Below are 24,713 nucleotides of genomic sequence, written 5' to 3' on the forward strand. Positions count from 1 at the left end.
GATGATTGCTTTATATTGTTAAAGAACGTTTTGAGTCGCTTTAGCGTCTCAAGGGATGCGAATAATACACCCTTTATTTTTCGAGTCAACACTTAATTTTAAACTTTCTTTTGGAAGATTTAAAACCAAAGTTTTATTTAACTCTCTGAGTAGTTCGCTCCTCGCTAGGCGTTGGCGTTTCCCGTCTCAGTGGGGTCGCATTATAGGGAGATCCGAAAACAGATCAACCCTTTTTTTAGATCTTTTTACTGTTCGAACAAAAATAGAACAAAACCACATAAAACCATGCAAAACATTCCCTAAACTGATGCTTTTTTATGCTCTTCTTTATTATTTAATACAAATATCATTGCTATGTTTGATTTAGACGTTAAGATAGCAAGTTCACAATGTTAAATTAATGTTTATTTCCTGTTTATTGGTAGATCTAAAATGAAATTACCCGATCAAAAAGCTTTTATCTTTTCAGTTATTCTTGCTGTAGTTGGTTTTATTGTTGTTAAGTTTGCTTTAGCAAGCTTAGCACTAGACCCTGCACTTCTATTTGGTGTTGGCTTATTAGTAGGCGCACTTGTTATTGCAGCAATGTCGTCTGATGTTACTGAAGAAGCCGAAGTAAAAACAAAGACTCTTTATGTTGGCAATCTTCCTTATCGTGCAAACGAAGGTGTTGTTCGTGCATTATTTGAAGAACAAGGCAAAGTATTCAATGTTCGTTTATTAAAGGATAAGAATACTGGCAAGCGTCGTGGTTTTGGTTTTGTTGAAATGGCGCAAGCTGATGCAGACAATGCAATTGCTAACTTGAACGATAGCGAGTTCCAACAACGTACTTTAAAGGTACGTGAAGCAAAACAAAAACAAGAAGACGATTCTAATGCTCTACGTACTGAGACGGATCAGTCAGTGTAACTAGCTTTACCGCTAGCTTATTGCTAAACACATCAGCCGTTGCATAATATTGCAGCGGCTTTTTTATGTCTGTTAGTTTATTCACGCATAAGTTAAGTTGGTTAAGTAGGTAGTTGACTCTGTTTGCTATCGCTACACCTGAATCAAGCAATTTTACATTCCCTTCAAAATACTGACTAATCGGCTCTGCTAATATTGGAAAGTGCGTACACCCTAGTATAAGTACATCTATAGTTTTATCTATATTTAGGTCATCAAGCACTTGGTGCAACTTGTTTGCATCCAAAGAGTCTGTAAAAAAGTATTGCTCAGCTAAGGTTACTAACTCCACACTGCTATATAGATTAACGATTACATTACGTGCATGTTCAGTAATTAATGTTTTAGTGTATGAACTGGCAACCGTTGCCGGTGTGGCTAATAAGCCAATATGATTTGAACGTGTTAATTCTGCCGCAGGCTTTATTGCTGGCACAACACCTACTATAGGAATATCCGTCATTTGGCGAACAGCGCTAAGTGCTGATGTAGAAGCGGTATTACACGCTATTACTATTAAATCAACGTTAAGCGTATTAGATTTGATGAAATGAATAAGTGAGCATAATCGGTTAATGATTGTTTGCTGGGATTGAGCACCATAAGGCAGTAATGCATTATCCATAAAATAACTGTACTGAGCATTGGGGATACTTTGCTTTATATGCTCAAGTACTGTAGTTCCACCAATACCTGAATCAAAGACCATTATATGCGCTGACAAACTACCGTTCCCACTTTACTTTAAGAACGGCAGTTTGCCATGAGGTATTTATAAAAGAAAGTAGTTTAACTTTGCGTGGTTTCTAAATCAGCAAGATCGTCGACCGCCGAATTTAACTGATTAAGGTTTTCGAACATAGACTTTGTGTAATCTACTAACTTATCTATTTGTTCCTGATCTTGATTTAACCATTGGAGAATGCCAGCTAGCTGATTTTGTAATCCAAGTTCACCCGCTTTTTCAAAAGCATTTTTAAGGTCGTCATTAAAAGGAGCTAAACCCTCTGCTATTTGTTTTTCTGGTGCTGGTTTATATTCTTCATAGCTTTTAACTGATGCTATTGTTTTTGTTTGACGTAAATCCATAGAAAAAGCCACCAGCTGATCGCTGTCTAAACTTAGCTCTTGCGCTTGTTCAAATGCTTCATCTAAATCACCACCAAAAAAGGTTTTACTTAAATCTTGTAAGTCTTCCATCATCGCATTAATAGCTTCTTGCTCTTGCTCATTTAAGTCACCATTAACCGACATCGAAAATGATACCTGTCGAGATTGCGATGATGAGCTTGCAAACGACTCGCCATTATTGTTTTGCTGATAGCCACTTGCCGACTGAGATTCAAATGCATCTGCAAAGCTAATACTTACCTCGTCACCTTCTGCGGTGGTAAATTTATACTCTGCATTACTCGTCATACTGACATATTGAGCCTGGCTTATATTTACGCTGGCAGGTTGTGGGTTAAATAACGACTCTTCAAACTTATCAAGCCCATTGTAAATACCCTCTTTAGACTTATTAATACCCTCTTCCATGTCGTTATTAAATACGCCCGTACCTTTGAGTTCATCAACAGCGTCGTCAATCCCTATTTGGACGCCTTTTCGCGCGTCGCCTAACATATCTTTGAGTTTTTCGTCATCAGCGCCGTTAGCTTTTGCTTTATTAACAGCACTACTTACGAAATCGAGTACATTTTTTACTATTTCATCAAAATCAAATAGTGGTTTGTCTGCTTTTTTTTCTGCGATAGGCAATCCAAGCTGCTCAGCCATTTTATCGCCAAGTACTTTTGCAGCCAACTCTCGACCACGTTGCTGATAGGTATCTTGAGGAGACGTAATTGTAGGTTGCTGTATATCAGCTTTATTATTGAATTTATTAATGTTGTTGTTTGGCGTAAAGCCATAATTACCTATTTTCATGATTCGTCTCCTAAGCGTGCGTAATTAATTATCGGCTATAACAATAAAAACTAAAGTACAATGTGCAATAAAACAGCATAAATGCTAGCCAAAACTAGACAAATACGCAGCGCTCCCTACAATAGCGCCGATAAACAGATCTTAGATAAGGTAGTAGTATTAATGGCAGTTATTAAAATAGATACCACACAGTACCAAGCACAGTTAAGTGAAAAAGAGCAGCGTATTAGTGCACAGTTTCAACGTTTTGGTGTGGAGCAACTAGAAGTATTTAGCTCAGAGCCAACTAACTACCGCCAACGTGCTGAATTTAGAGTATGGCACAACGGTGACGATCTGTTTCACATTATGTTTGATCAACAAACAAAAGAAAAAATCCGTGTTGATACGTTTGACCCAGCAGCGCCTCTAGTAGGTGAAATCATGCAGGTGATGATTGAGCATCTTAAGCCTTGTGAAATATTACGTCGTAAGTTATTTCAAATCGATTACCTATCAACGCTAAGCGGTGAAATTTTAGTAAGCTTGCTTTATCACAAACCACTTGATGATGAATGGTTAAGTGAAATTAAAGCACTGAAAGAAAAACTGAGTAGTAAATACAAAATTGACTTTATAGGTCGTGCTCGCAAACAAAAAGAAGTGCTGGGTGATGACTTTGTAACTGAGCGTTTAACAGTTAATGGTCAAGAGCTTATTTATCAACAAGTAGAAAATAGCTTTACTCAGCCTAATGCAAAAGTAAATATTAATATGCTGGAGTGGGCGCAAGATTTATGTAAGCCACTTAAAAATGATTTATTAGAACTGTATTGCGGTAACGGTAACTTTTCAATTGCGTTAGCGGGCTGTTTTAATAAAGTATTAGCAACAGAAATATCAAAATCATCTGTTCACTCTGCTCAATACAACATTGCTAAAAATAACGTAGAGAACCTAGATATTATTCGTATGTCGAGTGAAGAGTTTACTCAAGCAATGAATGGTGAACGTACTTTCTCTCGTTTGGATGGTATTGACCTTAAAAGCTATGACTGCCAAACCATATTAGTTGATCCTCCGCGCGCAGGCATGGATGAATTAACGTGTGACCTAGTCGCTAATTACGAAAGCATAATTTATATATCGTGTAATCCTGAAACCCTTGAGCGTGACCTTGATCACTTAACACGTACACATAATGTTAAGCGCTTTGCTATATTTGATCAGTTCCCTTACACACATCATATTGAGTCAGGTGTTTTCTTACAACGCAAATAATAAATACGCTTAGTAAACGTTACCCATAAAAAAAGCTCCTTGTAGGAGCTTTTTTTAGTTTTAGCTAAATTTATTTGTTAGCTAAATAGTTAATTAGTTCGCTAATATCTTCTGACTTATAAATACCAGACTCTTTACCAAGGTTTAACTTGTACTTACCATTTACGATAAAAGTAGGTACGCCACGAAGTGCCCCCTTATCTTTAAAGTAATCTTGGTCACGTTTCATTTTAGAGCTTAGCGTACGTACAGAAAAGCTTTTAAATAACTTATCAAACTTATCGCCATCAACGCCCTGCGCTACAAATATATCTTTTACATCTGCAAGCTCATTAAATTTAGCGCGCTTTGTATGAATATGATTAAAGATCGCAGAAATAATCTGATCTTTTTGCGGAAGTACTTCTGCAGTAGCAAGTGCTTGGCTCATCATCTGTTGATTCTCTGGGTCGCGTACACCTACAAAATCAACGTGGCTCTTTTTAAATTTAACGTTTTTATCAAGCGATGGCTTAAATTCAGTAATTAGCCCTTCCATGTTATTACATGCAGGACAGTAAAATGAGAAAAACTCTTTAACTTCCGGTTTTTTTGTTGCTCGCTCAGATACAACATCGTAATGCACACCTTCCTCAAAGGTTGCAGCAAAGCTTGTTGCCGCCATAGGAAGTAATACTGCAAGCAAACCTGCTTTAACTAATTTAATCATTTTTATACTCCTAAATTCATAGTGCTAATAAAAATGCCACTAACTCATCAAGTTCTTTTTGGTTTTTGATGGTATTGAGGTTTATTTTATATTTATCATTAACAATAAAAGTAGGTACGCCAGTAAGGGCACCTAATTTTGAATATTTATTTTGTTTATTTTGTATTGCTTGCTCAGCCGAAATAATTGGCATGCTAGCAATATCTTGATCAAATGTTGCACTATCAATCCCATTTATTTCAAGTAGCTTTTTAACATCTTTAATTTCAGTTAAAGGAGCACGTTGAACATGAATACTTTTGAATATTTGATCGCTAATACTTTGCGCTTGACCATGTTGCTTAGCAATCAAGTAGGCAAAGCTTAAATTGCTTTGCGCTTGCGGTGATACACCACCTAAAAAGTTAACGTGGTTTTTAACAAATTCAGCGCCTTCAGGTAAACCCTGTTCAATTGCTTTTGCTGCTGATTCAAACTTATAACAATGCGGGCAATAGAATGAGAAAAACTCTGTAACTTGCGGAGTCGCACTTTTTTCTACATTAATAATAGTATACTGATTATCCACCTCAAACTGTGCGGCAAATGCTGCAAAAGGTAAACAAAAAAGTAGTAAGCTTAATTTTAATTTTTTAAACATTCGTGTCTCGTTATACTTAGTCTTTAAAGAAATATTATGGCAATAAATTTAACGGCGCTTCTTGCAGTGCAGATAGCTGTTCCTTGAGTGTTAAAATTTGTTGCTCCCAGTATTTGTCATCAGCAAACCATGAAAAGTTCCGTACAAAAGCAGGATCGCTCCATCGATTTGCTACCCATCCCATATAATGAATAATACGCATTGCTCGCAGAGGTTCAATCAATTTGAGTTGAGAGTGATCAAAATCACAAAACTCCTCATACGCATTTACAAGGGTGTCTAACTGTAACAGTTGTGTCGCTTTATCGCCACTGAGCATCATCCATAAATCTTGGATTGCAGGTCCTTGGCGACTATCGTCTAAATCGACAAACATTAGCGCATCCCCTGCCCACAGAATATTACCTACGTGGCAGTCGCCGTGTAGGCGAATACTTTGCACATCTTTATATTGTTTTTGAGCCTGATCTATCACTAAATCTAAAATAGTGTAAAAGGCTGTACTAATCCCCATTGGCACTAAGTTACTTTTTTGAAGATGAACTTTTGCTGTATGCAGATATTCGTCACATGTAACCGTTGGTCTGTAAACAAAGGGTTTGGTTTTAGCAACTTGATGCATTCGACCAATCAAACGCCCCATCACGTCAAGCTGATCTAGGTTATCAACCTCAAATAAGCGCCCACCTACGCTCGGAAATAACACAAATAAGTAGCCTTGATGCTCAAACAAGCTTTGCCCATTATGTAAAATAGGAGCAACAACGGGTACTTCTGCATCAGCTAGTTCGAACGCAAAGTCGTGCTCTTCTTGAATTTGCTCCCTACTCCAACGTTCTGGACGATAAAACTTTACTACGTAACGCAGACCATCATCGGCTTTAAATTGATACACTCTGTTTTCGTAGCTATTGAGCGCCAATAAACCAGACTCGGCGTAAACACCTACGCTTTCTATTGCATCGAGTATTAGGTCGGGTGTTAAATCAATAAAACTAAATTTACTCATACTCTTCTTATATAAAAATAAAAGCGGGTTATATACCCGCTTTTGTTAATTGCTATATCAACTTACCTAATTAAGGTCGATTGTGATTATCGCGCTTTGAAAAAGTTACTTGACTGCGATATTGTCTCATCTGGCTCACCTACTGGTGAAAGCACAAAGTTAAACTCTGTCATCGGCACTTTCAAATCATAAGGGTCCATTACAAGCGACAATGGCACGTTATGAGATTGCCCTGCCTGCACAGTAAATGATTGGTTCCCTATATACTTAAAGTTATCTAACCCTTGTACTTTAATATTAAAGGTTTGCTCGTACTGCGCTTTATTAATTACCTTTAATGTATAGGTGTTCTCTACTAAACCATCAAAATCGACACGATATAATTGGTTTCGATCGCGAATAATATCAAAATCCATTGTTTTTCGCAGTACGATATTAGCTACAAGTGCCCCCGTAAGCACAACAAGTATGACCGTGTAACCAATGATTTTGGCTCGTAGTGGATTCGTTTTATTTTCCGGAGTTTCAAGATTTCGCTCTGTTGTATATGAAATAAGCCCACGCGGGTATTTCATTTTATCCATCACACCATCACATGCATCAATGCAAGCACCACAGTTAATACACTCAGCTTGTAGCCCATTTCTAATATCAATACCTGTTGGGCATACTTGAACACATAAATTACAGTCTATACAGTCGCCCAGTTCTAAGTCTTCATGATCTACTTTACGTGAACGAGGACCACGGCTTTCACCTCGGCTTTCGTCGTACGTTACTGTGTATGTGTCTTTATCAAACATGGCTGATTGAAAACGTGAATAAGGACAAATGTGTAAACACATAATTTCTCGCATCCAACCCGCATTACCATAGGTACACGCAGCAAAGAAGATAATGCTTACCAATGCATAACCACCTACATTAAACGTTACAAAATCAGGGAGTAGCTCTCTTATTGGCGTAAAGTAGCCTACAAAAGAAATTGCTGTATATAAAGAAAACAGAACCCAACTAGAATGCTTTGCCGTTTTTCGCCAAAACTTATCAAAGCTCATTGGTCGCTCATCGAGCTTTTTACGTTGGTTAGCAGTACCTTCAAACTTTTCTTCAAACCAAATAAATATAAAGGTCCATACAGTTTGCGGGCAAGTGTAACCACACCACACCCGTCCATAAAAGGTGGTCACTAAAAACAGCGCAAACGCTGCCAACATAAAAATAAACGCTAATATGGTGAAATCTTGTGGCCATAGCGTTAAGCCAAAAATATTGTATTTCTGACCCATTAAATCAAATAGTACCGCCTGCTGATCGTTAAAATTAATCCATGGAAGTACCATAAATGCAAGCATGCCTAAAAAGCCAATCTGTTGCCTTAATAGTTGATGAAGACCTTTTACAGCACGCACATAAATGCGGTTTCCGGGGTTGAACCTGTCATCTTGACGGCTCAAATCCGGCTTTTGGATTTTTACCTCTACAGGGATATTTTTTACTTTAATTTGTTTGTCCATCGAAGTTCCTCAACGCCGCTTGGAAATAAAAGTTCAGCAATATTCAGGTGCACTACACGGTAAAGAGTAGCAAGTTACTTACTAAACGAGTTTAGTTCAATAAACCACCACTTGAATACTTTCAGATATTTCAGAAATATCTGACTGCTGCTAGCTATTATACCAATATTGATTAAAATTACTGGCATAGATTGCTAATAATTTATTCACCTTAGTTACTTGCTTTTAAAATGCATTTTATTACACTGCATAGTAATTCAACCTCACTCAGATCAAGGTTTACGCTTTCGTGAAAAAATTTATTATATTAGTAATTGTGATCCTTGCCTTATTTACTATTGATCACCCACTTATAAAAGAGCCTAGAGAAAAACTTTTAGGCGAAGGAATTGGTTTTTTAAGTGACTCAACAAAAATGAATCGTGGTCCAGCAGCTAGCATGGCTAAAAACCTAATTAGCTCACAGTTAAAGTTGTCAGAATCTGAAAGTGAATATATAGAAAAAACATTCACGACAAATGACTCAGTACAGTTATTTCATTTACGTTATTGTCGTGAGCGCGATCTAAATTTGTACTTTTACGATGACCGTTTAAATACAGTATGTAAAATAGTGTCTGAATCGTTAGAGCAAAAGCGAGTAAAGTAATGGATTTTTCAGTATTAAATAAAAAAACCAGTGACTCATTCCACAAACAGCGCAATATGCTTAAAAAACTAGGGCAAGGAAAAACAATAAAGTGTGAGAAGTGCGATGGTGTGTTAAAGCTTGATTTAGCGACTGATGAATCAAGTAAAGGCGTAGTTAAGTGCAAACAAGGCTGCACTAATATTATGCTAGAGCTAGGCGCTTAAAGCATTATTTGTATATGGTTACTTACATACTCATTAAATATTAAGTAACCAAAATTCTAAAAAATAATTACTCGTCCCACCCTTCATCGGTATACAAACCACTGTTGAGCGCTACTATCTCAATAAGCTCAGCAAAGCCTAATGCAAAGTCGCCCATTAATTCGTATTGCTGTAAACAGACCTGCTGCACATCAATATTATTTTGAGTCGCTATCAGCGTTATGGTTTGCTCATCTAAAGCAAAAAAGCTTAATGTTGCTTGGGCACTTTCTAAAGCTTCTTTATATTCTACTTCTAATTGCTCTGCACCTAATAATTTTTGAGTATAAACAGTTGTTGCTTTTAAAAAGCCTTCACTCCAGTTTCTACAAAAATCATTACTGTATCCTGTTGGTAATTTATAACCCACTTCAAACACTTGCTCGCTAATTTGGTGGTATAACGCCATAAATAAAAATAGTATTTCTTCATCTAAATTATTAGCTGTGCTTGGTAATATTTTTTCAATCCACTCGTGTACATCTAATGGATCTGGTGAACAAATAACACCAAATAAATAGCCTTGGCTTTGCGTTAAGGTCATTGCTTTTGGCTGGGTGTCTAAAAAAGTGCTGAGCTGCTTTGCATGTAGCTCAGTAAATTGGGGTAATTGCATCAAAACTCTTTATTTATAAGTATTAAAAATTGAGCGGGTAACGACCTTGGTTATCTGGTCGACCTAAAAACTTAACCGCGTCATGTACATCTTTAGGTAAGCTGGCATCAGGTTTAACGTAACCGGCTACTCTAAAATCAAAATTAGCTTTAAGTGTAGCATCTGCCTCAAGACCTAACGTGTTCTCAGGGTCAATTAATATAGCCACATCACCCGACTTACAGCTTAGCTTTCCACCTAGTGGACCAATGTTAAACCAGCCATTTAAGCCTTGTACGTCAATATCAGGACTCGCTATTTCACCTTGTAATGACTCGCAGTAAGGCTCACCCGAAGTGTATTCATTAAGCTCTAATATTACGCGTCCTTTTGCAGTAACTGGCAGCGGTAATTGAATACGTTGCATTGCTCGCTCTACCGTTGAGCGTACAAGTCCATCGGTTACTTTAACTGTGTTGTTTAATAATCCGTAACTGACATCCGCATAACCCGAAATATCACTACGCTCACGTGGATCACCAAATTTTAAATTCACATTTAACTGACCTGTAAATAATTGCCATCCAGAAATATCCCAACGTACATTATTTAATTGCTCACCTTCGTAGCGTAACTGCATCATTTTCCCTTGCCACACACTGCCTATGGTTTGACCTACCTCTAATTGTTTAGGCAAATAAGGCTTAGCTAAATCAAGTGCTATAACAGCAGGTAGCTTAACAATACAAAAAATAATAAAGCTAAGTAAAAATACGATAGATAACGTTATTGTTTTTTTCATCAATTAATTCTCTAATACCAAACGACTTACACGCACATAACCCGGTTTATCGTCACGGCTTAAATCTAAATTTTCAACTCGAATTCCATGCTGACTCACCAGTTCATCGAGCCACTCTATAAGTTGATTAAACTCTATTGAATCGAGCGTTAAACGCAGTGAGTCATCACTTGGCTGCATTTTACTAATTGTGATTTTATAACGCCCACGAGTTGAATTAACAATTTGGCTTAGATTTTGGGTGCTCGAAACTTTTGTATTACCTGCGGCTTTAAGCTGAGCAATGCTTTTATCAACCCAAACTAATAGTTCTTGCTGTTTAATTTTTGATTTTTCAGCCTGTTCTATCGCATTATTTAACGGTCTAAATATTCCCATTACAATAATAAAAATAATAAAAATACCACCAGCGATTATGACTAACTGTTGCTCTTGTTCTTTAAGTGAGCGCCAATATTGTATTAACTGCTTTTTCATACTGTACCTCGCAGTTTAATTTCGCCTACAACAAAGTCACCGTCGTTATTTAGTGAGCCTTGATCTACTGTTAAACCCTGTTTTTCGAGTAATGCTTTAACTTTACCAAAAGTTTGAAAGTCTTTAGCTCTAGCACGAATACGCAATTCATTACGACGATTATCATAACGCAATGTCTCAGGTGTAAATTCACTTACTTGTGAAAACACATCAACTAAATTAGTTGTTAAATCTAAAAATCCAGCATCACTTGAACCCTGTATTTTTTTAAGTTCACCCATAATTTGGCTTTTAACAAGTTGTGGGCGCACTTTAGTGCCAGGAAAAGCTGTTTGATAACGTTCAACCACTTGTGTTTTAGCAATTTCTAACTGTGTATTTAATTGATTCAACTCAATAGCTTTTATCGCGATAGTCGATACCAACGCAACACCAGCAACAATGGCAGCACTTTTCCAATATCCCCACCATAATGTACTTTTCTTTTTAAGTTGGTACATTCCTTGGCGAAGGTTAAATTTAACGTGTTCGAGTTGTTTAGCAAATAATGCTAACGGCAAATCATAGTCACCGGTTTGAGGTAATAAGTTTACACTCTCAGGAAATTGGGTTGCAGGGCTAAAGTGCTTTATATCAGGATTGCCCGTTGCCGTTAAATAGCCACTTAACCAACTTCTTTCCACTGCACCTATTCGCCAGTGATCTTGCTTAAATAACCACTGATTATTAAGCTCTATCGCTGTTACCGTACCTTCATCTGCAGGAGGTAATAACAAAGCATCTGGTAATATTTTATATACCGATAAACTATACTCTGTAAATAATGCAAGCCATCGCTCAAACCATTCACGATCCATCATAGCAACACGTATTCCATGTTGCTCTCCAACCATCGTTGATTCACCCACAGCAATAAATAAATCATCTACATCGCAGGCAATATCTTCTTCGAGCATATATGGCAATGCTTGTTCGAGTTTGCGGTTCCATTTAGTTGGCAAAGCAACTGTTTTTAGTTGTACTTGATCACAAGGAAGCAACACAACGACTTCACGACTTTGTGCTTTTTCAGTGAGTTCACTTAAATGGCTCGCATCCGATAATTCACCACTGGCTATTATTTCTTGTTCTTGTGGTGAGTATATTAACCAGTTAAGTAATTCTTGCTCGGTTTGACCCGTGCGGATCAACAATATTTCTGTCACTGTACGCCTCCAAATTTTCGCGCCAGTATCGTTACATCGCCATTTGAGGCATACAGTAATGTGGTCATCGAAAAACGCAGATCGACAAAGTTTGCCTGCGTTTGTAATTTAAAATATTCGCTACTTACGCTAAATAAGTTCTCGACTGCTTTAACGTTTTGTCCGCCTTGCTGTTGTACTTCTTCAAAAAAATCTTCTTTATTATCAAAACCGGCTTGCGGTCGGGCTGCTATAACGGCTTCAGCACCAGATAAGCTTAACTCATCAATTAATGCACTAAGTATTAGGGCCTGATCGGACGTTAATGTGTTTATATTAATAGAAAGTAACGTACTCCCCGGAATAACGCATACAAAAGGTAATACCTTTTCCATTACAAGCGGGTTGAAGCCCTTAACTAAACGAAGCTCTGAAGTTGATGCAAATAAGCTATTAGCAGTCATATAAGGGAAATCACGCGATAAGTACTCACCTTCTTCAGCACCTGAGCGATACGTTATGCTGTCAGCATCAAGCCAATCAAATACACTATCCGCCATTGTCTCTTCTGATTCATCACTTGGTAAGTCTTCTATATTCTCAAGTAATGCAAACAATGCTTTATGTGCAGGATTTGTTTTACTTACACTATTTGAATCGGGTTCTACACCAAGTGCATTTAAATTTAGGCAGGCCTGTAAATCCGTTATTTTTCCACTTAACGTACCGTTTTCAACTGGGTATGGTATATCTCCCTGCGTAGCCCACACTTGTTCTAGCGTTGTTTTGTCAGGGTCATCTTTTTTGCTTTGGATTAGTGCTTTAATAGCAAGTTCTTCTGCTCCGTAAGCGTACCACTTAGCCTGTTGATGACCTTGTAAATTGGTACTCTTTTGTACCTGCACCATTAAATTAGCGCTCATTTCCACCGCTAAAACTGCGGCTAATGCAACCATGAACAGCACTATAACAATTGCCGCACCACGAGAAGATTGATGACCCATTATTGCGTATCTCCGTCATTTTGTTCGGTACCAGTAGACGTTGTTGTACTTGGAGGTGTAATCACTTTACCCTGCCCTGGTACTAAAAATATGCGACGAATAGGTTCAAGTTCTATTTGTTGTAATGTAACGGCAACTGCTTTTGGTAATGCTTTAATTTCCCATTGATCTTGCCATTCATTTTTGTCATCTAAGAATTCAAACTTGAGCTCTTCAATATTTTTAAGCACAACTTGAACTCGTGGTTCAGTGTTATCGAGTTGATCAACATACACTCGATAAACTCGCTCTAAATTATCGTCAATAACTCTATAGCCAACAGCTTGAAGTTCAGAACGCGGCAATAAGTTGATTGGATTTACCCAGCCATCGCGTACAAACGCTATTCCATCATATTGACTTTCAAGTATATAGCGTCCCGCGAGTAAATATAAATCTTGTTCGTCGCCCGACTCATTGCGTACAACACGTTTTGTCATTTGACTAAAATCTTGGTCCATAAGCCTAAATGTAGTTTGCAAACCATTTAGCTCTGCTATTTTCTCATCAGAAGCATCTTTGGCTCTCGTCGTCGTTTCTAATATTTGATGAGTCGCAATAATAACAAAAGCCAAAATACCTAAAGCCACCATCACTTCTAGTAACGTAAACCCTCGCTGCTTCACTTACTTATTACCTTTATTTAAATAAGTTGAAAGCTCATATACAGAGTGCTCATACTTTTCGTCACTAAAGACATTGATCGTTAATTTTACGAAACTTTTATCTGCAGTAGCAATAACATTTTGCTGCCAAAACCACTCCACACCTGCCATTATTTCACTACCACGCAGTTTATCTTTACCTTCCCACTGCTCGCCTTTGGTACGCTGCTCTATCATTACATTTTCAGCAACCCACGAAGCGTAAGTTTGATCCTCAATACTCGATAAGTGATGTATATGCTCACTAGTTGCTTGCATTGCAGCAATGCCCGTCATAGCACAAATACTTAAGGCAACTAACACTTCTAATAAGGTAAAACCTTTACTGGTATTCATTACTCTGGCTCTCGGCGTAAGTTAACTGGTGCGGTAAACTCACCCTCAATAAAGTAAACAGGCTCACTTTGCTCTTTTAATTCAAGCGTAAGCTGAAATGCACTTACTTCTCCAGATGATAATATAAGCACTTGTGGAATTTTAAGTTCCCTAAGTTCTAATAAGCTATCCTCGTCACCACCGCTCATTAGTTCGCGCCAATTAGATTGTTCAAGCAAGTTATCTGCTGCCCATGCTAAGTCTTCAAGGTTAAGCGTTAACTTAAAGCGCTCATCAAATTCAATCGGTTCAAATAGCTCTTCTCTATCAAATGTTATCCATTTTTCGCCATCAAAAACTAAGAATTCAAATATATTATTATCAACCTGAACTCCTAACTCGACTTGGTTCAAAATAGCAAATTCAGATGCCATATTAATGGTGGTATGTAGCCTAAGAGCTTGAGTGTCTAACGCATCTTCCGCGCCACCTTCTAAGCTATATACCACCATTTTGGTGGCAAAAGCGATGATCACTAATACCACTAAAATTTCTATTAAACTGAAGCCTTTGCTTTTTGAATGCATACGTTTAGAGCTTACTTTCATAGTAAGCTCTGGTTATTAACGTACGAACACAAAATACGATTAATCAGCATTATTGTTTCTCAGGATCCCAGTTACCAATATCATCATCAGTTCCCACTTCACCGTCAGGACCAATAGAGAAGATATCAAATTTACCTACTTCTCCAGGGCTAATTAACTGGTATGTATTACCCCATGGATCATCTGGTAACTCACTAATAAAACCACCATCAGGAAAGCGCTTAGGAACAGGCTCAATGCTTGTTTTATTTACAAGTGCTTCAAGTCCTTGCTCTGTGCTTGGGTAGCTCTTATTTTTAAGTTTATAAAGGCTCATTGCATCTTCAAGTTGTTGAATATCCAAGTGCGCTTTATCAATAGCTGCCTCTTCTTGTTGACCCATAATATTAGGCGCTACAATTGACATAATCATTCCGATGATAACCAGTACCACCATCACTTCTAGTAAAGAAAAACCTGATTGTTTATTCACGTAATTACCTCATTATTCTAAAAACACTAAACAAAAATGGTTTAGGTAAAACCATTAATATATAAAAAATTAAAGCCCTACGGCTTTATTCATTGCCATAATTGGCTGTAAAATTGCCATCACTATAAACAATACAATCACTGCCATTGAAGCAATCATTGCAGGTTCTAATAGTTTTAGCGATACGTTAACCATGCTTTCAAATTCACGGTCTTGGTTATTTGCGGCTCGCTCTAACATCTGTTCAAGCTCACCGGATTTTTCGCCACTGGCTATCATGTGTAGCATCATTGGCGGAAACAACTTTGTTTGCTGAAGTGCAGCTCTTAAGCTTGCTCCTTCACTTACCCGGTCGGAAGCTGCTGCAACCGCCTTCTTAATTTTTTCGTTAACCAAAACACCACCCGATATACGCATACCTTCGAGTAGTGGTACTGAGCTTGACGATAAAATACTTAAAGTACGTGCAAAGCGGGCAGTATTAATACCACGTGCAACTTTACCTATACCTGGCATATGGAGTATTCGGTCATCCCACCAAAAACGAATTTTTGGCTGTTTTAAAGCATGTTTAATACCTATAGCAATACCAGTAATAGCAATTAAACTAATAAACCAATAATTTTGTACAAAATGACTACCCGCCATTACCCACTCTGTTGTCCAAGGTAATACTTGTTTAGTTTTTTCAAAGGTTTTTAGTATTTTAGGAACAACCGTGCCTAATAAGACCGAGACGATACCAATCGCAAATATAACCAAAATAATAGGGTAAACCATTGCTTGAGTAATTTGACTGCGCATATGCTGGCGCTGCTCGGTATAGTCAGCAAGTCGATTTAATACTTGATCTAAATGACCCGACTTTTCACCTGCTGCAACCATTGCTCGGTATAAATCATCAAACACATGTGGAAATTCACTCATACCATCGGCAAGTGTATAACCTTCAACAACTTTTGAACGTACTGACATTAACATACGCTTTAAGCGTGGCTTCTCACATTGCTCAGCAACAGCCATAACAGCACCTTCGACTGGCAATGCTGACTGAATTAATGTTGCTAGTTGACGAGTAATAAGCGCCAGATCAGAAGTGGATATAGAAGGTTTAAAAAAGCCACCTAATAATGAAGTTTTTTCGCCTTTAACTTGTTTATCACCTTGTGCTGCTGGTGATACTTCGAGTGGCGTTAGTTTTTGGTCACGTAAAATTTGGCGAATTTGCTTAGCTGTATCAGCTTCTAAAATGCCCTTTTTTTCTTTTCCTTTGCCATCTAAGGCGCGGTACTCAAACGCCGCCATAACTAACCTTCCTCACGGGTAACACGCAGCACTTCTTCAAGCGTTGTTTTACCTACAAGCACACGACTGCAACCATCTTGACGAATACTTGGGCTTTTTTTACGAATGTATTTTTCTACACTTTGCTCGCCTTTGCCGTTGTGAATCATTTCACGTATTGTTTCGTCAACTACAAGTAATTCATGAATACCAGTACGACCTTTATAGCCATTAAAATTACATTCTTCGCAACCTACAGCACGGTATATAGTTGGCTCACTCTCAAACGGCACACCCAGTAACTGACACTCACCTTCATCAGCAACATGACCTTCTTTACAACTATTACATAAGGTACGCACTAAGCGCTGTGATAAAACACCAAGTAAAGATGATGAAAGTAGAAAAGGTTCAACACCCATATCTTCCATACGGGTAATAGCACCAGATGCAGTATTAGTGTGTAAAGTAGACATAACCAAGTGACCCGTAAGAGATGCTTGCACACCAATTTGCGCGGTTTCAAGGTCACGTATTTCACCGACCATAACTACATCAGGGTCTTGACGTAAAATAGCACGTAGCCCCCGAGCAAATGTCATATCTACTTTTGTATTTACCTGTGTTTGACCAATACCTGGAATTTCATACTCAATTGGATCTTCAACGGTTAAAATGTTGCGATCGCGCGAGTTAATTTGGCTCATACCTGCGTACAAGGTGGTACTTTTACCAGAACCTGTAGGTCCAGTAACCAAAATAATACCGTGAGGTTTACTAATTAAATCAGAAAATAAAGCACGGTTTGGCGCTGTCATACCTAAATCTTCAAGGTTTAAACGCGCGTTATTTTTATCGAGTAAACGCAATACTACGCGCTCACCAAAACTAGATGGCATTGTAGATACGCGTACATCAACTGCGCGACCAGCAATACGTAAACTAATACGACCATCTTGTGGAATACGCTTTTCGGCAATATCGAGTTTAGCCATTACTTTAATACGAGATACGAGTAAAGACGCTAATTTACGATTAGGCTTAAGTACCTCTTTAAGTACACCATCTACTCTGAAACGAATAACCAATTCTTGCTCGAAGGTTTCGATATGAATATCGGATGCACCTTCTTTGATCGCTTCACTAAGCATAGCGTTAATAAGCTTGATAATTGGCGCGTCGTCGTCGCCGGCAAGTAAATCTTCTGTCTGAGGAAGCTCATCAGCAAGTGAGAATAAATCAACCTCGTTACCAATGTCTTCCATCATCTGCTGGGTTTCAGAGCTATCTCGCTGATATGAAGCTTCAAGTAATAGTTCAAACTTGTCATCCTCAAGCTGCTCTAATGTAAAACCATAGCCCGCAATGCGACGTACTTCTAAAAGTACTTCTACATCAAGATCTCCACGATAATATACGATTCGATGATCTTTGTTTTTGCTTAGTAATACTCCAGCACGCTTAGCATATGAAAATGGTAAGCGCTTTGCTGGAAGCTCAACAAGTACATCACTTGTTAATAGTTCATCCTGATTATGCGTACTAGGATGAACCACATCTTGGTTTATCTCTTGAATCGCATTAGTCATCATTCTTCTCTTGTTGATCTTGCTGGCTGCGTAAGTGCTCTTCGTACGTAGGTGGCAGCACTAATTCGTCATTCCATTCAGGCAAAACAGGCGTATCAGTGTTAGGCATTAGCTCTATGCCATCATCACTTTCTTTTACTTGCGCGTTACGTATAAAGTTATATTTATTAAAACTTAACTTATTCATACTTATGCCATCTCTAATAATAGTGGGACGAATAAATACGATTAAGTTACGTTTGCGCTTAGTGGTATTAGTAGATTTAAATAGATGCCCTATAATAGGAATATCACCAAGTATTGGTACCTTAGATACACTTTCTTGCACATCTTCATCAATTAAGCCACCAAGTACAACCATACCACCGTCGTCAGCCATTACTGTTGTTTTAATTGCACGTTTATTAACTGAAATATCAACGGCAGTTGCACCACTCACACTCGATACTTCTTGTTCAATAGTAAGCAATACAGCTGAGCCATCATTAATCTGTGGCGTAACCTTTAACATTACACCCACTTCTTGGCGTTCAACTGTTTGGAATGGGTTAGAGTTATCACTTCCTGTTTGAGAACCTGTAATTATAGGTACTTCTTGACCCACAATCATTGAAGCTTCCTCATTATCCATTGTTGTAATGGAAGGCGTCGCTAATATATTTGAGTTAGTGTCGGTAGAAACGGCCTGGATAATTGCGCCCCAGTCACTTTTTACAATGCCAAACGCTAAGCCATTAATACCGCTAAGCAATGAGGCAAGGCTAGAGTAATCACCGGTACTCGTTTCATCATAGCTTGTAACCGTACCAGTCTCAGTTCCAATCACTGTTTGTGTTGTTGTTATATCTTGAGCTTCTACACCGGCAACAGCTAACGACCCAACCGGAACCGTAGAGCCATTGTTAAACTGTAATAAACCACCATCTTCAGAAATCCACTGTGCTCCTAGGTTCACACCGTCAGATTCCATCACCTCAACAATGATTGCCTCAACCAGAACTTGAGCACGACGAATATCAAGTCGCTCAATAACAGATTCAAGTGAGCGCATAGTATCGGGCTGAGCCGTAATAATTAATGAGTTTGAACTTGGGTGAGACTCAATGCTGGTATCGTTACTATTACGACTGCTTGTCTTAGCCGCTCCACCTTGACCATCATCTACTAATGACTTACTAACACCTTGTAGTACCTTAACTAAATCTTCAGCTTTAGCGTAATTTAGGTAAAATACTTTTGTATTGCCCTGACTTTCTAACTCGCCATCAAGGCGTTTAATTAGTTCAATTGCACGAGTGCGAGCTTGGCCTTCACCACTTACAATAACGCTGTTGGTACGCCCATCAGCAACTACTTTTGGAATTAAAAACTCAGGAACACTGCCTTTACCGTTGTCTTTGTAGATATTATCTACAACTGAGACAACATCATCAGCAGTGGCGTATTTAAGCTTAACAATATCAACTCGCTTATCACCCGCTTGATCCACTGAGCGAATAATCTCAACTAAACGATTAACTGATGCAGCATGACCCGTTAACATCATTACATTCGCAGCGTTAAAGTTAGCAACATGCCCGCCATCTTTTTGATCGCTAAACTGGCGAACTAATGGACCAAGTTCTTGTACGCTTACGTTTTTAACACGCACAACACGCGTAATCATCATGTCGCCGCTGGCTTCATTACCATCAGTAATTAATGGCACATTAGATTTTTTAGCATCAGAACTTTTTTCAACCTTAATAATGCCATTATCCATTTCAACAGCCGAATAGCCGTAAACTTCCAAAACATTTAAAAAGAACTGATAATAAAGCGACTCATCCATAAGCTCATAACTACGCACATTAACTTTGCCACGCACATTAGGGTCGATGATGACTGTTTTATTAAGGTTTTTACCAACAATATTAATAAACTCGTTGATATCTGTACCTTTGAAGTTAGCAGCGTATTCAACAGCTGAAACTGACAATGAAATACTTGCCGCTAAAAAAAGTGCTGCATACTTAGCTAACCCTTTCTTAATTTTATTGAGGTGTAGCACCTGAACCATTATGTTAAAACTCCAAAGCTAAGTTATTGCAGGCTAAATTGCACATCTATTTGTTCACCATCACGTTCTATAGTGATATTGGCATCAGTACTATTTCGCAGCTCATTAATAGCTGACATGGCCTGTTTTAAATCTGTTAATTGATAGCCATTAATTGCAATAGCTAAATCGTTATTTTGTAATCCCATTTGCTTAAATAATTCGGGCTCTTTACCTGGACTTAAGCGGTAACCAATAAGCTCTCCATCGCTCATTGCTTGCGAAACGCGTATATAGTCAAATAACTTTCCTGGTTCTTCGAGTAGTTCTTCACGCGTTTCTATTATTGCTTCTTTTACTTCGGGATCAGCCGTTGCATTTATTTGCTGATCACTTGCTGCTAATTCAAATTGTTGTGGTCCCATATCTGCATCATCGCGGGCAGCTAAAACGGGCATTGATACTTTTTTAGTAAAATCTAAACCATCAAGCATTAATGTTTCAAACCGACCATTCACACTCAAAATCACACGATCTGGTAATATTTGCGATACTTTACCTCTTGTACCTTGTATAACGTCTTCAACAAGGTAGCTCACTTGTTTACCTTGTGATTCAATAATTGCCATGCCTGCTTGGTCATCATTATTTACAGCAACGATGCCAGTTAAGTTAATACTTAAACGTGTTTCAGGTGCATTGTTAATAACCTGCGATTGCTGTGCAGCATTATTGTTATTTGTTACAGTTACTTTACCAAATAAAAATTGCTCAATAATATGCTGCGCTGAGCTATTACTAACGCTTTTTGATTGATTACCTTGATGCATTGGGGTAAGTGGTGACATAACTGGTTTTGGCCATAAAAGCCAAACTAACTGCGATAATAAAAAAGCAAGATAAACAACAACTAACAGTGTAACTAATGCACTTAATTTAGCGTGCGGTAAGCGAGTTAAAAATTGTTTAAACTGCTGAATTTGTTGTTCCATAAATAATGTTCTTATTTTAATTTACTGCGTAAGCGCGTACCCATAGTACCCTTTCATTTTTCATTCAACAAGCGCACTAATATTAAACTTTGTAAACGAAATGAATAGCTTCACCATGTTGTACAAAAAGAAAGCACTCGTTGTAATACCTTCATCCTAAGATGATTTCATGATAAATTTTAAGTTATAAAAATAATGGATAAAATTCCTTATGAGTAAAAAAAGTAATGCTAAGTTAAGCTCAGACCATGCAGACGAGCTAAAAGTTCGATTAGATAAATGGTTATGGGCAGCTCGCTTTTATAAAACACGCGCAGCCGCTCGAGAAATGGTGCAAGGAGGTAAAGTGCATTATAATGGTCAGCGTACAAAAGCGAGTAAAATAGTAGAAGTCGGAGCAACAATCAAACTTGCTCAAGGCGTAGATGAAAAAATAATAACTATACACAAAGTGCTTGAAAATCGCCAAAGCGCCCCCATTGCACAGACCTTGTATCAAGAATCTGATGCAAGTATTGTTAAACGCGAAGAAAATGCTATCGCACGTAAAAATAACAGCTTTTTTGCCCCTCATCCGGTTAAAAAACCCGATAAAAAGCAAAGACGCGAACTTTTAAAAATGAAATCAAGTTAGGTATAGCCGCTCATGCAACAAGATTTACTTCACCGTTATTTATTCAACAAATTAGATGTTCGTGGCGAACTCGTTCAGATCGAGAGTGCCTACAATGAAATGATCGCCGACCATAATTACCCTGCACCAGTTAAGGCTTTGCTTGGAGAGTTACTCGTTGCAACCTGTTTACTTACAGCGACTTTAAAGTTTGAAGGCGAAATTGCAGTTCAACTACAAGGTGACGGACCTGTTAAATATGCAGTAATTAATGGTGATGACAAACAAAACATGCGTGGTATAGCCCGTTTACAAAGCGAAATAACCGGTACTACGGTAAAAGAGCTTATTGGGCAAGGTTATATGGTTATAACCATTACTCCAAGTAAAGGCGAACGTTACCAAGGTATAGTACCGCTAGAGCACGACACATTGAGTGAGTGTATTGAAAGCTATTTTGAGCAATCAGAGCAATTAAAAACACGTTTATGGTTTGCAACAGACACAACAGAAGGCAGTGCAAAAGCATGTGGTCTATTTTTACAAGTACTACCTGTTGATAAACAAAAGTCGATTGAAGACTTTGCTCACTTAGAAGCTCTGAGCAACACCATTAAAGATGAAGAGCTATTACACCTTGATGCTAATACTGTTCTTACTCGTTTATACCACGAAGATAACCCTCGCGTATTCGAACCACAGGCTATTAAATTTAAATGTGGTTGTAGCCGCGATAAAACAATCACCGCACTTGTTAACATAGGTCAGCAAGAATTGCTCAAAGATGTTGAAGAAAAAGGGTCTGTTAATATTAGTTGTCATTATTGCTTAAAAGAATATGTTTTTAACGAACAAGACGTAAAAAGTATTTTTAACTAATTACTTAACTTAAACAATTCTCACTAATCAAAACCGCAAAACATGCGGTTTTATATTATAAAAAGATGATACCGGTGTCATAAATAGTCGCACTTTTATGACACCGGTATCATTGAAATTATTCATGTTTTTTCCTAAATATATATGTTTTTAGAGCCTTTACGGGCTCGAATATCTTAAAACCTTCTGTTACTATAATTTCAGTTTAAGGGCACTGACATCCCAGAGCTATCCGTTCAAACTCTCTCACATAGTTAGGTATAAACATGACTAAAAGTGCTACACGTTTTGTCGATTTAACCGCAGCTGAACTTGTCGAGCATGCGATCCGCCGTGGCGAAGGTACTTTAGCCGCAAATGGAGCTTTTGTTGCAATCACTGGTCATCGTACTGGTCGTTCACCAAAAGATCGTTTCATTGTTCAAGAAGCAACAACTCAAGATGACATTCAATGGAGTAATGTAAACCGCCCATTTGATGAAAACAAATTTGACGCTTTATGGGCTCGCGTAGAAGAACATGTGCAAAGTAATGACCACTTCACCTCTCACCTAGAAGTTGGCGCAGACTCTAAGCACTATCTACCTGTAGTCGTTACTACTGAAACCGCATGGCACCATATATTCGCCAAAAACATGTTTATTGAACCACAAAAATATAACGCCTCTAACTTTCCACAATGGCAAGTTATGAATGTACCCTCGTTTGTATGTGACCCACAGCGTGATGGAACAAACAGCGATGGCACCGTTATTATTAATTTCGCACAACGTAAAGTGTTACTTGCAGGTATGCGTTACGCCGGTGAAATGAAAAAATCAATGTTTTCTGTACAAAACTTCCTACTACCAGCAAAAGGTGTATTACCAATGCACTGTTCTGCTAACGTAGGTGAAGCTGGCGATACTGCATTATTTTTTGGTTTATCAGGCACTGGGAAAACAACTCTTTCAGCAGATCCAACTCGCTTCTTAATTGGGGATGATGAACACGGTTGGGCACCAGGAAGCGTGTTTAATATTGAAGGCGGTTGTTATGCTAAATGTATAGACCTCTCACAAAAGAATGAACCTGTAATTTGGAATGCAATTCGCTTCGGTACTATTTTAGAAAATGTAGTACTAGATGAAAAAGGCGTTCCAGATTTTCACGATACAAGTCTAACTCAAAATAGCCGTGCAGCTTACCCACTTGAACACGTTGAAAAACGTAAAGTAGAAAACCGTGCAGGCGAGCCAAAAGCAGTTGTGTTTTTAACCTGCGATGTAAGTGGTGTATTACCACCGGTTTCTATTCTTAGCGAAGAAGCCGCTGCTTTTCACTTTTTAAGTGGATACACAGCTAAAGTGGGCTCTACTGAGATTGGATCTACTAGCGATATTGAATCAACATTTTCAACATGTTTTGGCGCACCATTCTTCCCACGCCCTGCAGGTGTTTACGCTGAGCTTCTTATGAAGCGTGTACGCGAGTTTGGCGCTAAAGTGTACCTTGTAAATACAGGTTGGACTGGCGGTCCTTACGGCACAGGTAAGCGCTTTGATATCCCAACTACTCGCGCAGTAATTGATGCAATTGTATCTGGTAAATTAGCGGGAGTTGAAACTCAACATATTGACGTATTAAACCTAGACGTACCAGTAGCAGTTCCGGGTGTAGATACTAACTTACTTAGCCCAATTAATACTTGGGAAGATAAAGCTAAGTACAATGAATATGCAGCAAAACTTGCTGCTGACTTCACTGAAAACTTTGCTAAGTACGATGTATCTGACGATATAAAAAATGCAGGCCCTAAAGCTTAAATTAAACTTTAATATTGTATTTTAACGCCAACCTAGAGCTGGCGTTTTATTTTTAAGCACAAAATGTGACAAACCACCGTACGACTAATATCGAAAACATACAATACTCCTCCAAATAAATTACTTCTTAATATCTAAGAAATCTACATTACTCATCACGTCTATGTAACTAATGACACCAAAGCTTTTATTGTGAAAACATCTAGACGAATATATTTAGGAGGTATTACCTTATTAACCCATATCTCACTTTTCTGCAGACGTAAAGAGCCCGAATTATTAAATGCGGGCACTTTAAAACTTGAAGTCGGTGCGGAATGCCATAGTGCCCACAGCAGTGGAGAGTTGCAGTGTAAATACACCACTATCATTCTCTCAAGCTGCTTATTATCGCGCTATTGCTGAGACTGGTGAGCTTCTTTAAAGTGGGTCATGAGCTGTAA

26 protein-coding genes are annotated in these 24,713 nt (G+C 38.2%); 7 read left to right on the forward strand and 19 right to left on the reverse strand.

Translation table 11 applies throughout. The annotated features are described in order from the left end of the window. The first annotated feature begins 432 nt into the window (after positions 1–432). Positions 433–912, forward strand: a complete 480-nt coding sequence (locus tag GQR56_RS19130; protein WP_024609508.1) for an RNA-binding protein — start codon at positions 433–435, stop codon at positions 910–912. Here GQR56_RS19130 and murI read toward each other — a convergent pair. Together murI and GQR56_RS19140 are read right to left on the reverse strand one after the other, a co-directional pair. Beyond that, positions 875–1,675, reverse strand: a complete 801-nt coding sequence (gene murI, locus GQR56_RS19135; protein ID WP_166114485.1) for a glutamate racemase — start codon at positions 1,673–1,675, stop codon at positions 875–877. The genes GQR56_RS19130 and murI overlap by 38 nt on opposite strands. Positions 1,676–1,740: 65 nt before the next feature. Beyond that, positions 1,741–2,880 (reverse strand): DUF5610 domain-containing protein, encoded by a 1,140-nt coding sequence (locus GQR56_RS19140; RefSeq protein ID WP_166114488.1) that lies wholly within the window; start codon positions 2,878–2,880, stop codon positions 1,741–1,743. 162 nt (positions 2,881–3,042) lie between these two features. On the opposite strand from GQR56_RS19140, the gene trmA reads away from it, so the two are divergent. After that, a complete protein-coding gene (trmA, locus tag GQR56_RS19145; RefSeq protein WP_166114491.1) occupies positions 3,043–4,140 on the forward strand; it encodes a tRNA (uridine(54)-C5)-methyltransferase TrmA in 1,098 nt (365 codons plus the stop codon). A gap of 70 nt (positions 4,141–4,210) precedes the next feature. Here the strand turns inward: trmA and GQR56_RS19150 are convergent, their stop codons facing one another. From GQR56_RS19150 to ccoG, 4 genes are all read right to left on the reverse strand, one after another. Continuing rightward, the gene (locus GQR56_RS19150; RefSeq protein WP_166114494.1) at positions 4,211–4,849 is read right to left on the reverse strand and encodes a thiol:disulfide interchange protein DsbA/DsbL; all 639 of its coding nucleotides are present in this window, start codon (positions 4,847–4,849) and stop codon (positions 4,211–4,213) included. A 16-nt stretch (positions 4,850–4,865) separates the two neighbouring features. Next, positions 4,866–5,489 carry a thiol:disulfide interchange protein DsbA/DsbL gene (locus GQR56_RS19155; protein ID WP_166114497.1) on the reverse strand — a complete coding sequence of 208 codons (624 nt, stop codon included), beginning with the start codon at positions 5,487–5,489 and terminating at the stop codon, positions 4,866–4,868. Positions 5,490–5,523: 34 nt separating this feature from the next. Beyond that, on the reverse strand, positions 5,524–6,498 hold the full coding sequence (locus tag GQR56_RS19160; RefSeq protein WP_166114500.1) for a serine/threonine protein kinase: 975 nt from the start codon (positions 6,496–6,498) through the stop codon (positions 5,524–5,526). 86 nt (positions 6,499–6,584) lie between these two features. Beyond that, the gene (gene ccoG, locus GQR56_RS19165) at positions 6,585–8,015 is read right to left on the reverse strand and encodes a cytochrome c oxidase accessory protein CcoG (protein ID WP_024609501.1); all 1,431 of its coding nucleotides are present in this window, start codon (positions 8,013–8,015) and stop codon (positions 6,585–6,587) included. A 289-nt stretch (positions 8,016–8,304) separates the two neighbouring features. Here ccoG and GQR56_RS19170 point away from each other — a divergent pair, with 289 nt between their 5' ends. Further along, entirely contained in the window at positions 8,305–8,664 is a 360-nt protein-coding gene (locus GQR56_RS19170) for a hypothetical protein (protein WP_166114503.1), read from the forward strand. Then, on the forward strand, positions 8,664–8,870 hold the full coding sequence (locus GQR56_RS19175) for a hypothetical protein (protein ID WP_166114506.1): 207 nt from the start codon (positions 8,664–8,666) through the stop codon (positions 8,868–8,870). Before GQR56_RS19170 ends, GQR56_RS19175 begins: the two co-directional genes overlap by 1 nt. A gap of 67 nt (positions 8,871–8,937) precedes the next feature. Here the strand turns inward: GQR56_RS19175 and GQR56_RS19180 are convergent, their stop codons facing one another. The 13 genes from GQR56_RS19180 to gspC all read right to left on the reverse strand — a co-directional run bounded on the left by GQR56_RS19180 (position 8,938) and on the right by gspC (position 20,973). Next, positions 8,938–9,525: a UPF0149 family protein gene (locus GQR56_RS19180; RefSeq protein WP_166114508.1), complete on the reverse strand. Its 588-nt coding sequence runs from the start codon at positions 9,523–9,525 to the stop codon at positions 8,938–8,940. A 22-nt stretch (positions 9,526–9,547) separates the two neighbouring features. Further along, on the reverse strand, positions 9,548–10,306 hold the full coding sequence (locus tag GQR56_RS19185) for a type II secretion system protein N (protein ID WP_166114511.1): 759 nt from the start codon (positions 10,304–10,306) through the stop codon (positions 9,548–9,550). Positions 10,307–10,309: 3 nt separating this feature from the next. Further along, positions 10,310–10,783 (reverse strand): type II secretion system protein M, encoded by a 474-nt coding sequence (locus GQR56_RS19190; protein ID WP_024609496.1) that lies wholly within the window; start codon positions 10,781–10,783, stop codon positions 10,310–10,312. Beyond that, positions 10,780–11,988 (reverse strand): type II secretion system protein GspL, encoded by a 1,209-nt coding sequence (gene gspL / locus GQR56_RS19195; protein ID WP_166114514.1) that lies wholly within the window; start codon positions 11,986–11,988, stop codon positions 10,780–10,782. The genes GQR56_RS19190 and gspL overlap by 4 nt, the downstream gene beginning before the upstream one ends. Beyond that, complete coding sequence (gene gspK / locus GQR56_RS19200) at positions 11,985–12,971, reverse strand: type II secretion system minor pseudopilin GspK (RefSeq protein ID WP_024609494.1); 987 nt, start codon at positions 12,969–12,971, stop codon at positions 11,985–11,987. Before gspK ends, gspL begins: the two co-directional genes overlap by 4 nt. After that, the gene (gene gspJ / locus GQR56_RS19205; protein ID WP_024609493.1) at positions 12,971–13,636 is read right to left on the reverse strand and encodes a type II secretion system minor pseudopilin GspJ; all 666 of its coding nucleotides are present in this window, start codon (positions 13,634–13,636) and stop codon (positions 12,971–12,973) included. The genes gspK and gspJ overlap by 1 nt, the downstream gene beginning before the upstream one ends. Continuing rightward, positions 13,637–14,011, reverse strand: coding sequence for a type II secretion system minor pseudopilin GspI (gene gspI / locus GQR56_RS19210; protein WP_024609492.1), 375 nt, complete (start codon positions 14,009–14,011; stop codon positions 13,637–13,639). Then, the gene (gene gspH, locus GQR56_RS19215) at positions 14,011–14,598 is read right to left on the reverse strand and encodes a type II secretion system minor pseudopilin GspH (protein ID WP_166114517.1); all 588 of its coding nucleotides are present in this window, start codon (positions 14,596–14,598) and stop codon (positions 14,011–14,013) included. Before gspH ends, gspI begins: the two co-directional genes overlap by 1 nt. 49 nt (positions 14,599–14,647) lie before the next feature. After that, positions 14,648–15,070 (reverse strand): type II secretion system major pseudopilin GspG, encoded by a 423-nt coding sequence (gspG, locus tag GQR56_RS19220; RefSeq protein ID WP_024609490.1) that lies wholly within the window; start codon positions 15,068–15,070, stop codon positions 14,648–14,650. Positions 15,071–15,139: 69 nt separating this feature from the next. Continuing rightward, positions 15,140–16,375 carry a type II secretion system inner membrane protein GspF gene (gene gspF, locus GQR56_RS19225; protein ID WP_024609489.1) on the reverse strand — a complete coding sequence of 412 codons (1,236 nt, stop codon included), beginning with the start codon at positions 16,373–16,375 and terminating at the stop codon, positions 15,140–15,142. A gap of 2 nt (positions 16,376–16,377) precedes the next feature. After that, a complete protein-coding gene (gene gspE, locus GQR56_RS19230; protein ID WP_024609488.1) occupies positions 16,378–17,943 on the reverse strand; it encodes a type II secretion system ATPase GspE in 1,566 nt (521 codons plus the stop codon). Next, complete coding sequence (gspD, locus tag GQR56_RS19235; protein ID WP_166114520.1) at positions 17,936–20,002, reverse strand: type II secretion system secretin GspD; 2,067 nt, start codon at positions 20,000–20,002, stop codon at positions 17,936–17,938. The genes gspE and gspD overlap by 8 nt, the downstream gene beginning before the upstream one ends. 23 nt (positions 20,003–20,025) lie before the next feature. After that, positions 20,026–20,973 carry a type II secretion system protein GspC gene (gene gspC / locus GQR56_RS19240; protein ID WP_024609486.1) on the reverse strand — a complete coding sequence of 316 codons (948 nt, stop codon included), beginning with the start codon at positions 20,971–20,973 and terminating at the stop codon, positions 20,026–20,028. Positions 20,974–21,184: 211 nt separating this feature from the next. On the opposite strand from gspC, the gene hslR reads away from it, so the two are divergent. The 3 genes from hslR to GQR56_RS19255 all read left to right on the forward strand — a co-directional run bounded on the left by hslR (position 21,185) and on the right by GQR56_RS19255 (position 24,270). After that, on the forward strand, positions 21,185–21,607 hold the full coding sequence (hslR, locus tag GQR56_RS19245; RefSeq protein WP_166114523.1) for a ribosome-associated heat shock protein Hsp15: 423 nt from the start codon (positions 21,185–21,187) through the stop codon (positions 21,605–21,607). 12 nt (positions 21,608–21,619) lie between these two features. Further along, positions 21,620–22,465: an Hsp33 family molecular chaperone HslO gene (gene hslO, locus GQR56_RS19250; RefSeq protein ID WP_024611492.1), complete on the forward strand. Its 846-nt coding sequence runs from the start codon at positions 21,620–21,622 to the stop codon at positions 22,463–22,465. A 266-nt stretch (positions 22,466–22,731) separates the two neighbouring features. Further along, complete coding sequence (locus tag GQR56_RS19255) at positions 22,732–24,270, forward strand: phosphoenolpyruvate carboxykinase (protein ID WP_166114526.1); 1,539 nt, start codon at positions 22,732–22,734, stop codon at positions 24,268–24,270. The last annotated feature ends 443 nt before the right edge of the window (positions 24,271–24,713 follow it).

The sequence above is a fragment of the Pseudoalteromonas sp. Z9A5 genome (assembly GCF_011378875.1).
Classification (GTDB): Bacteria; Pseudomonadota; Gammaproteobacteria; order Enterobacterales; family Alteromonadaceae; genus Pseudoalteromonas.

Excerpts from the sequence above, each read along its gene's own strand:
- GQR56_RS19130 (WP_024609508.1), top strand. The coding sequence starts at position 433 with ATGAAATTACCCGATCAAAAAGCTTTTATCTTTTCAGTTATTCTTGCT.
- GQR56_RS19140 (WP_166114488.1), bottom strand. The coding sequence starts at position 2,880 with ATGAAAATAGGTAATTATGGCTTTACGCCAAACAACAACATTAATAAA.
- trmA (WP_166114491.1), top strand. The coding sequence starts at position 3,043 with ATGGCAGTTATTAAAATAGATACCACACAGTACCAAGCACAGTTAAGT.
- GQR56_RS19150 (WP_166114494.1), bottom strand. The coding sequence starts at position 4,849 with ATGATTAAATTAGTTAAAGCAGGTTTGCTTGCAGTATTACTTCCTATG.
- GQR56_RS19155 (WP_166114497.1), bottom strand. The coding sequence starts at position 5,489 with ATGTTTAAAAAATTAAAATTAAGCTTACTACTTTTTTGTTTACCTTTT.
- GQR56_RS19160 (WP_166114500.1), bottom strand. The coding sequence starts at position 6,498 with ATGAGTAAATTTAGTTTTATTGATTTAACACCCGACCTAATACTCGAT.
- ccoG (WP_024609501.1), bottom strand. The coding sequence starts at position 8,015 with ATGGACAAACAAATTAAAGTAAAAAATATCCCTGTAGAGGTAAAAATC.
- GQR56_RS19175 (WP_166114506.1), top strand. The coding sequence starts at position 8,664 with ATGGATTTTTCAGTATTAAATAAAAAAACCAGTGACTCATTCCACAAA.
- GQR56_RS19180 (WP_166114508.1), bottom strand. The coding sequence starts at position 9,525 with ATGCAATTACCCCAATTTACTGAGCTACATGCAAAGCAGCTCAGCACT.
- GQR56_RS19185 (WP_166114511.1), bottom strand. The coding sequence starts at position 10,306 with ATGAAAAAAACAATAACGTTATCTATCGTATTTTTACTTAGCTTTATT.
- GQR56_RS19190 (WP_024609496.1), bottom strand. The coding sequence starts at position 10,783 with ATGAAAAAGCAGTTAATACAATATTGGCGCTCACTTAAAGAACAAGAG.
- gspK (WP_024609494.1), bottom strand. The coding sequence starts at position 12,971 with ATGGGTCATCAATCTTCTCGTGGTGCGGCAATTGTTATAGTGCTGTTC.
- gspI (WP_024609492.1), bottom strand. The coding sequence starts at position 14,011 with ATGAATACCAGTAAAGGTTTTACCTTATTAGAAGTGTTAGTTGCCTTA.
- gspH (WP_166114517.1), bottom strand. The coding sequence starts at position 14,598 with ATGAAAGTAAGCTCTAAACGTATGCATTCAAAAAGCAAAGGCTTCAGT.
- gspF (WP_024609489.1), bottom strand. The coding sequence starts at position 16,375 with ATGGCGGCGTTTGAGTACCGCGCCTTAGATGGCAAAGGAAAAGAAAAA.
- gspE (WP_024609488.1), bottom strand. The coding sequence starts at position 17,943 with ATGACTAATGCGATTCAAGAGATAAACCAAGATGTGGTTCATCCTAGT.
- gspD (WP_166114520.1), bottom strand. The coding sequence starts at position 20,002 with ATGGTTCAGGTGCTACACCTCAATAAAATTAAGAAAGGGTTAGCTAAG.
- gspC (WP_024609486.1), bottom strand. The coding sequence starts at position 20,973 with ATGGAACAACAAATTCAGCAGTTTAAACAATTTTTAACTCGCTTACCG.
- hslR (WP_166114523.1), top strand. The coding sequence starts at position 21,185 with ATGAGTAAAAAAAGTAATGCTAAGTTAAGCTCAGACCATGCAGACGAG.
- hslO (WP_024611492.1), top strand. The coding sequence starts at position 21,620 with ATGCAACAAGATTTACTTCACCGTTATTTATTCAACAAATTAGATGTT.
- GQR56_RS19255 (WP_166114526.1), top strand. The coding sequence starts at position 22,732 with ATGACTAAAAGTGCTACACGTTTTGTCGATTTAACCGCAGCTGAACTT.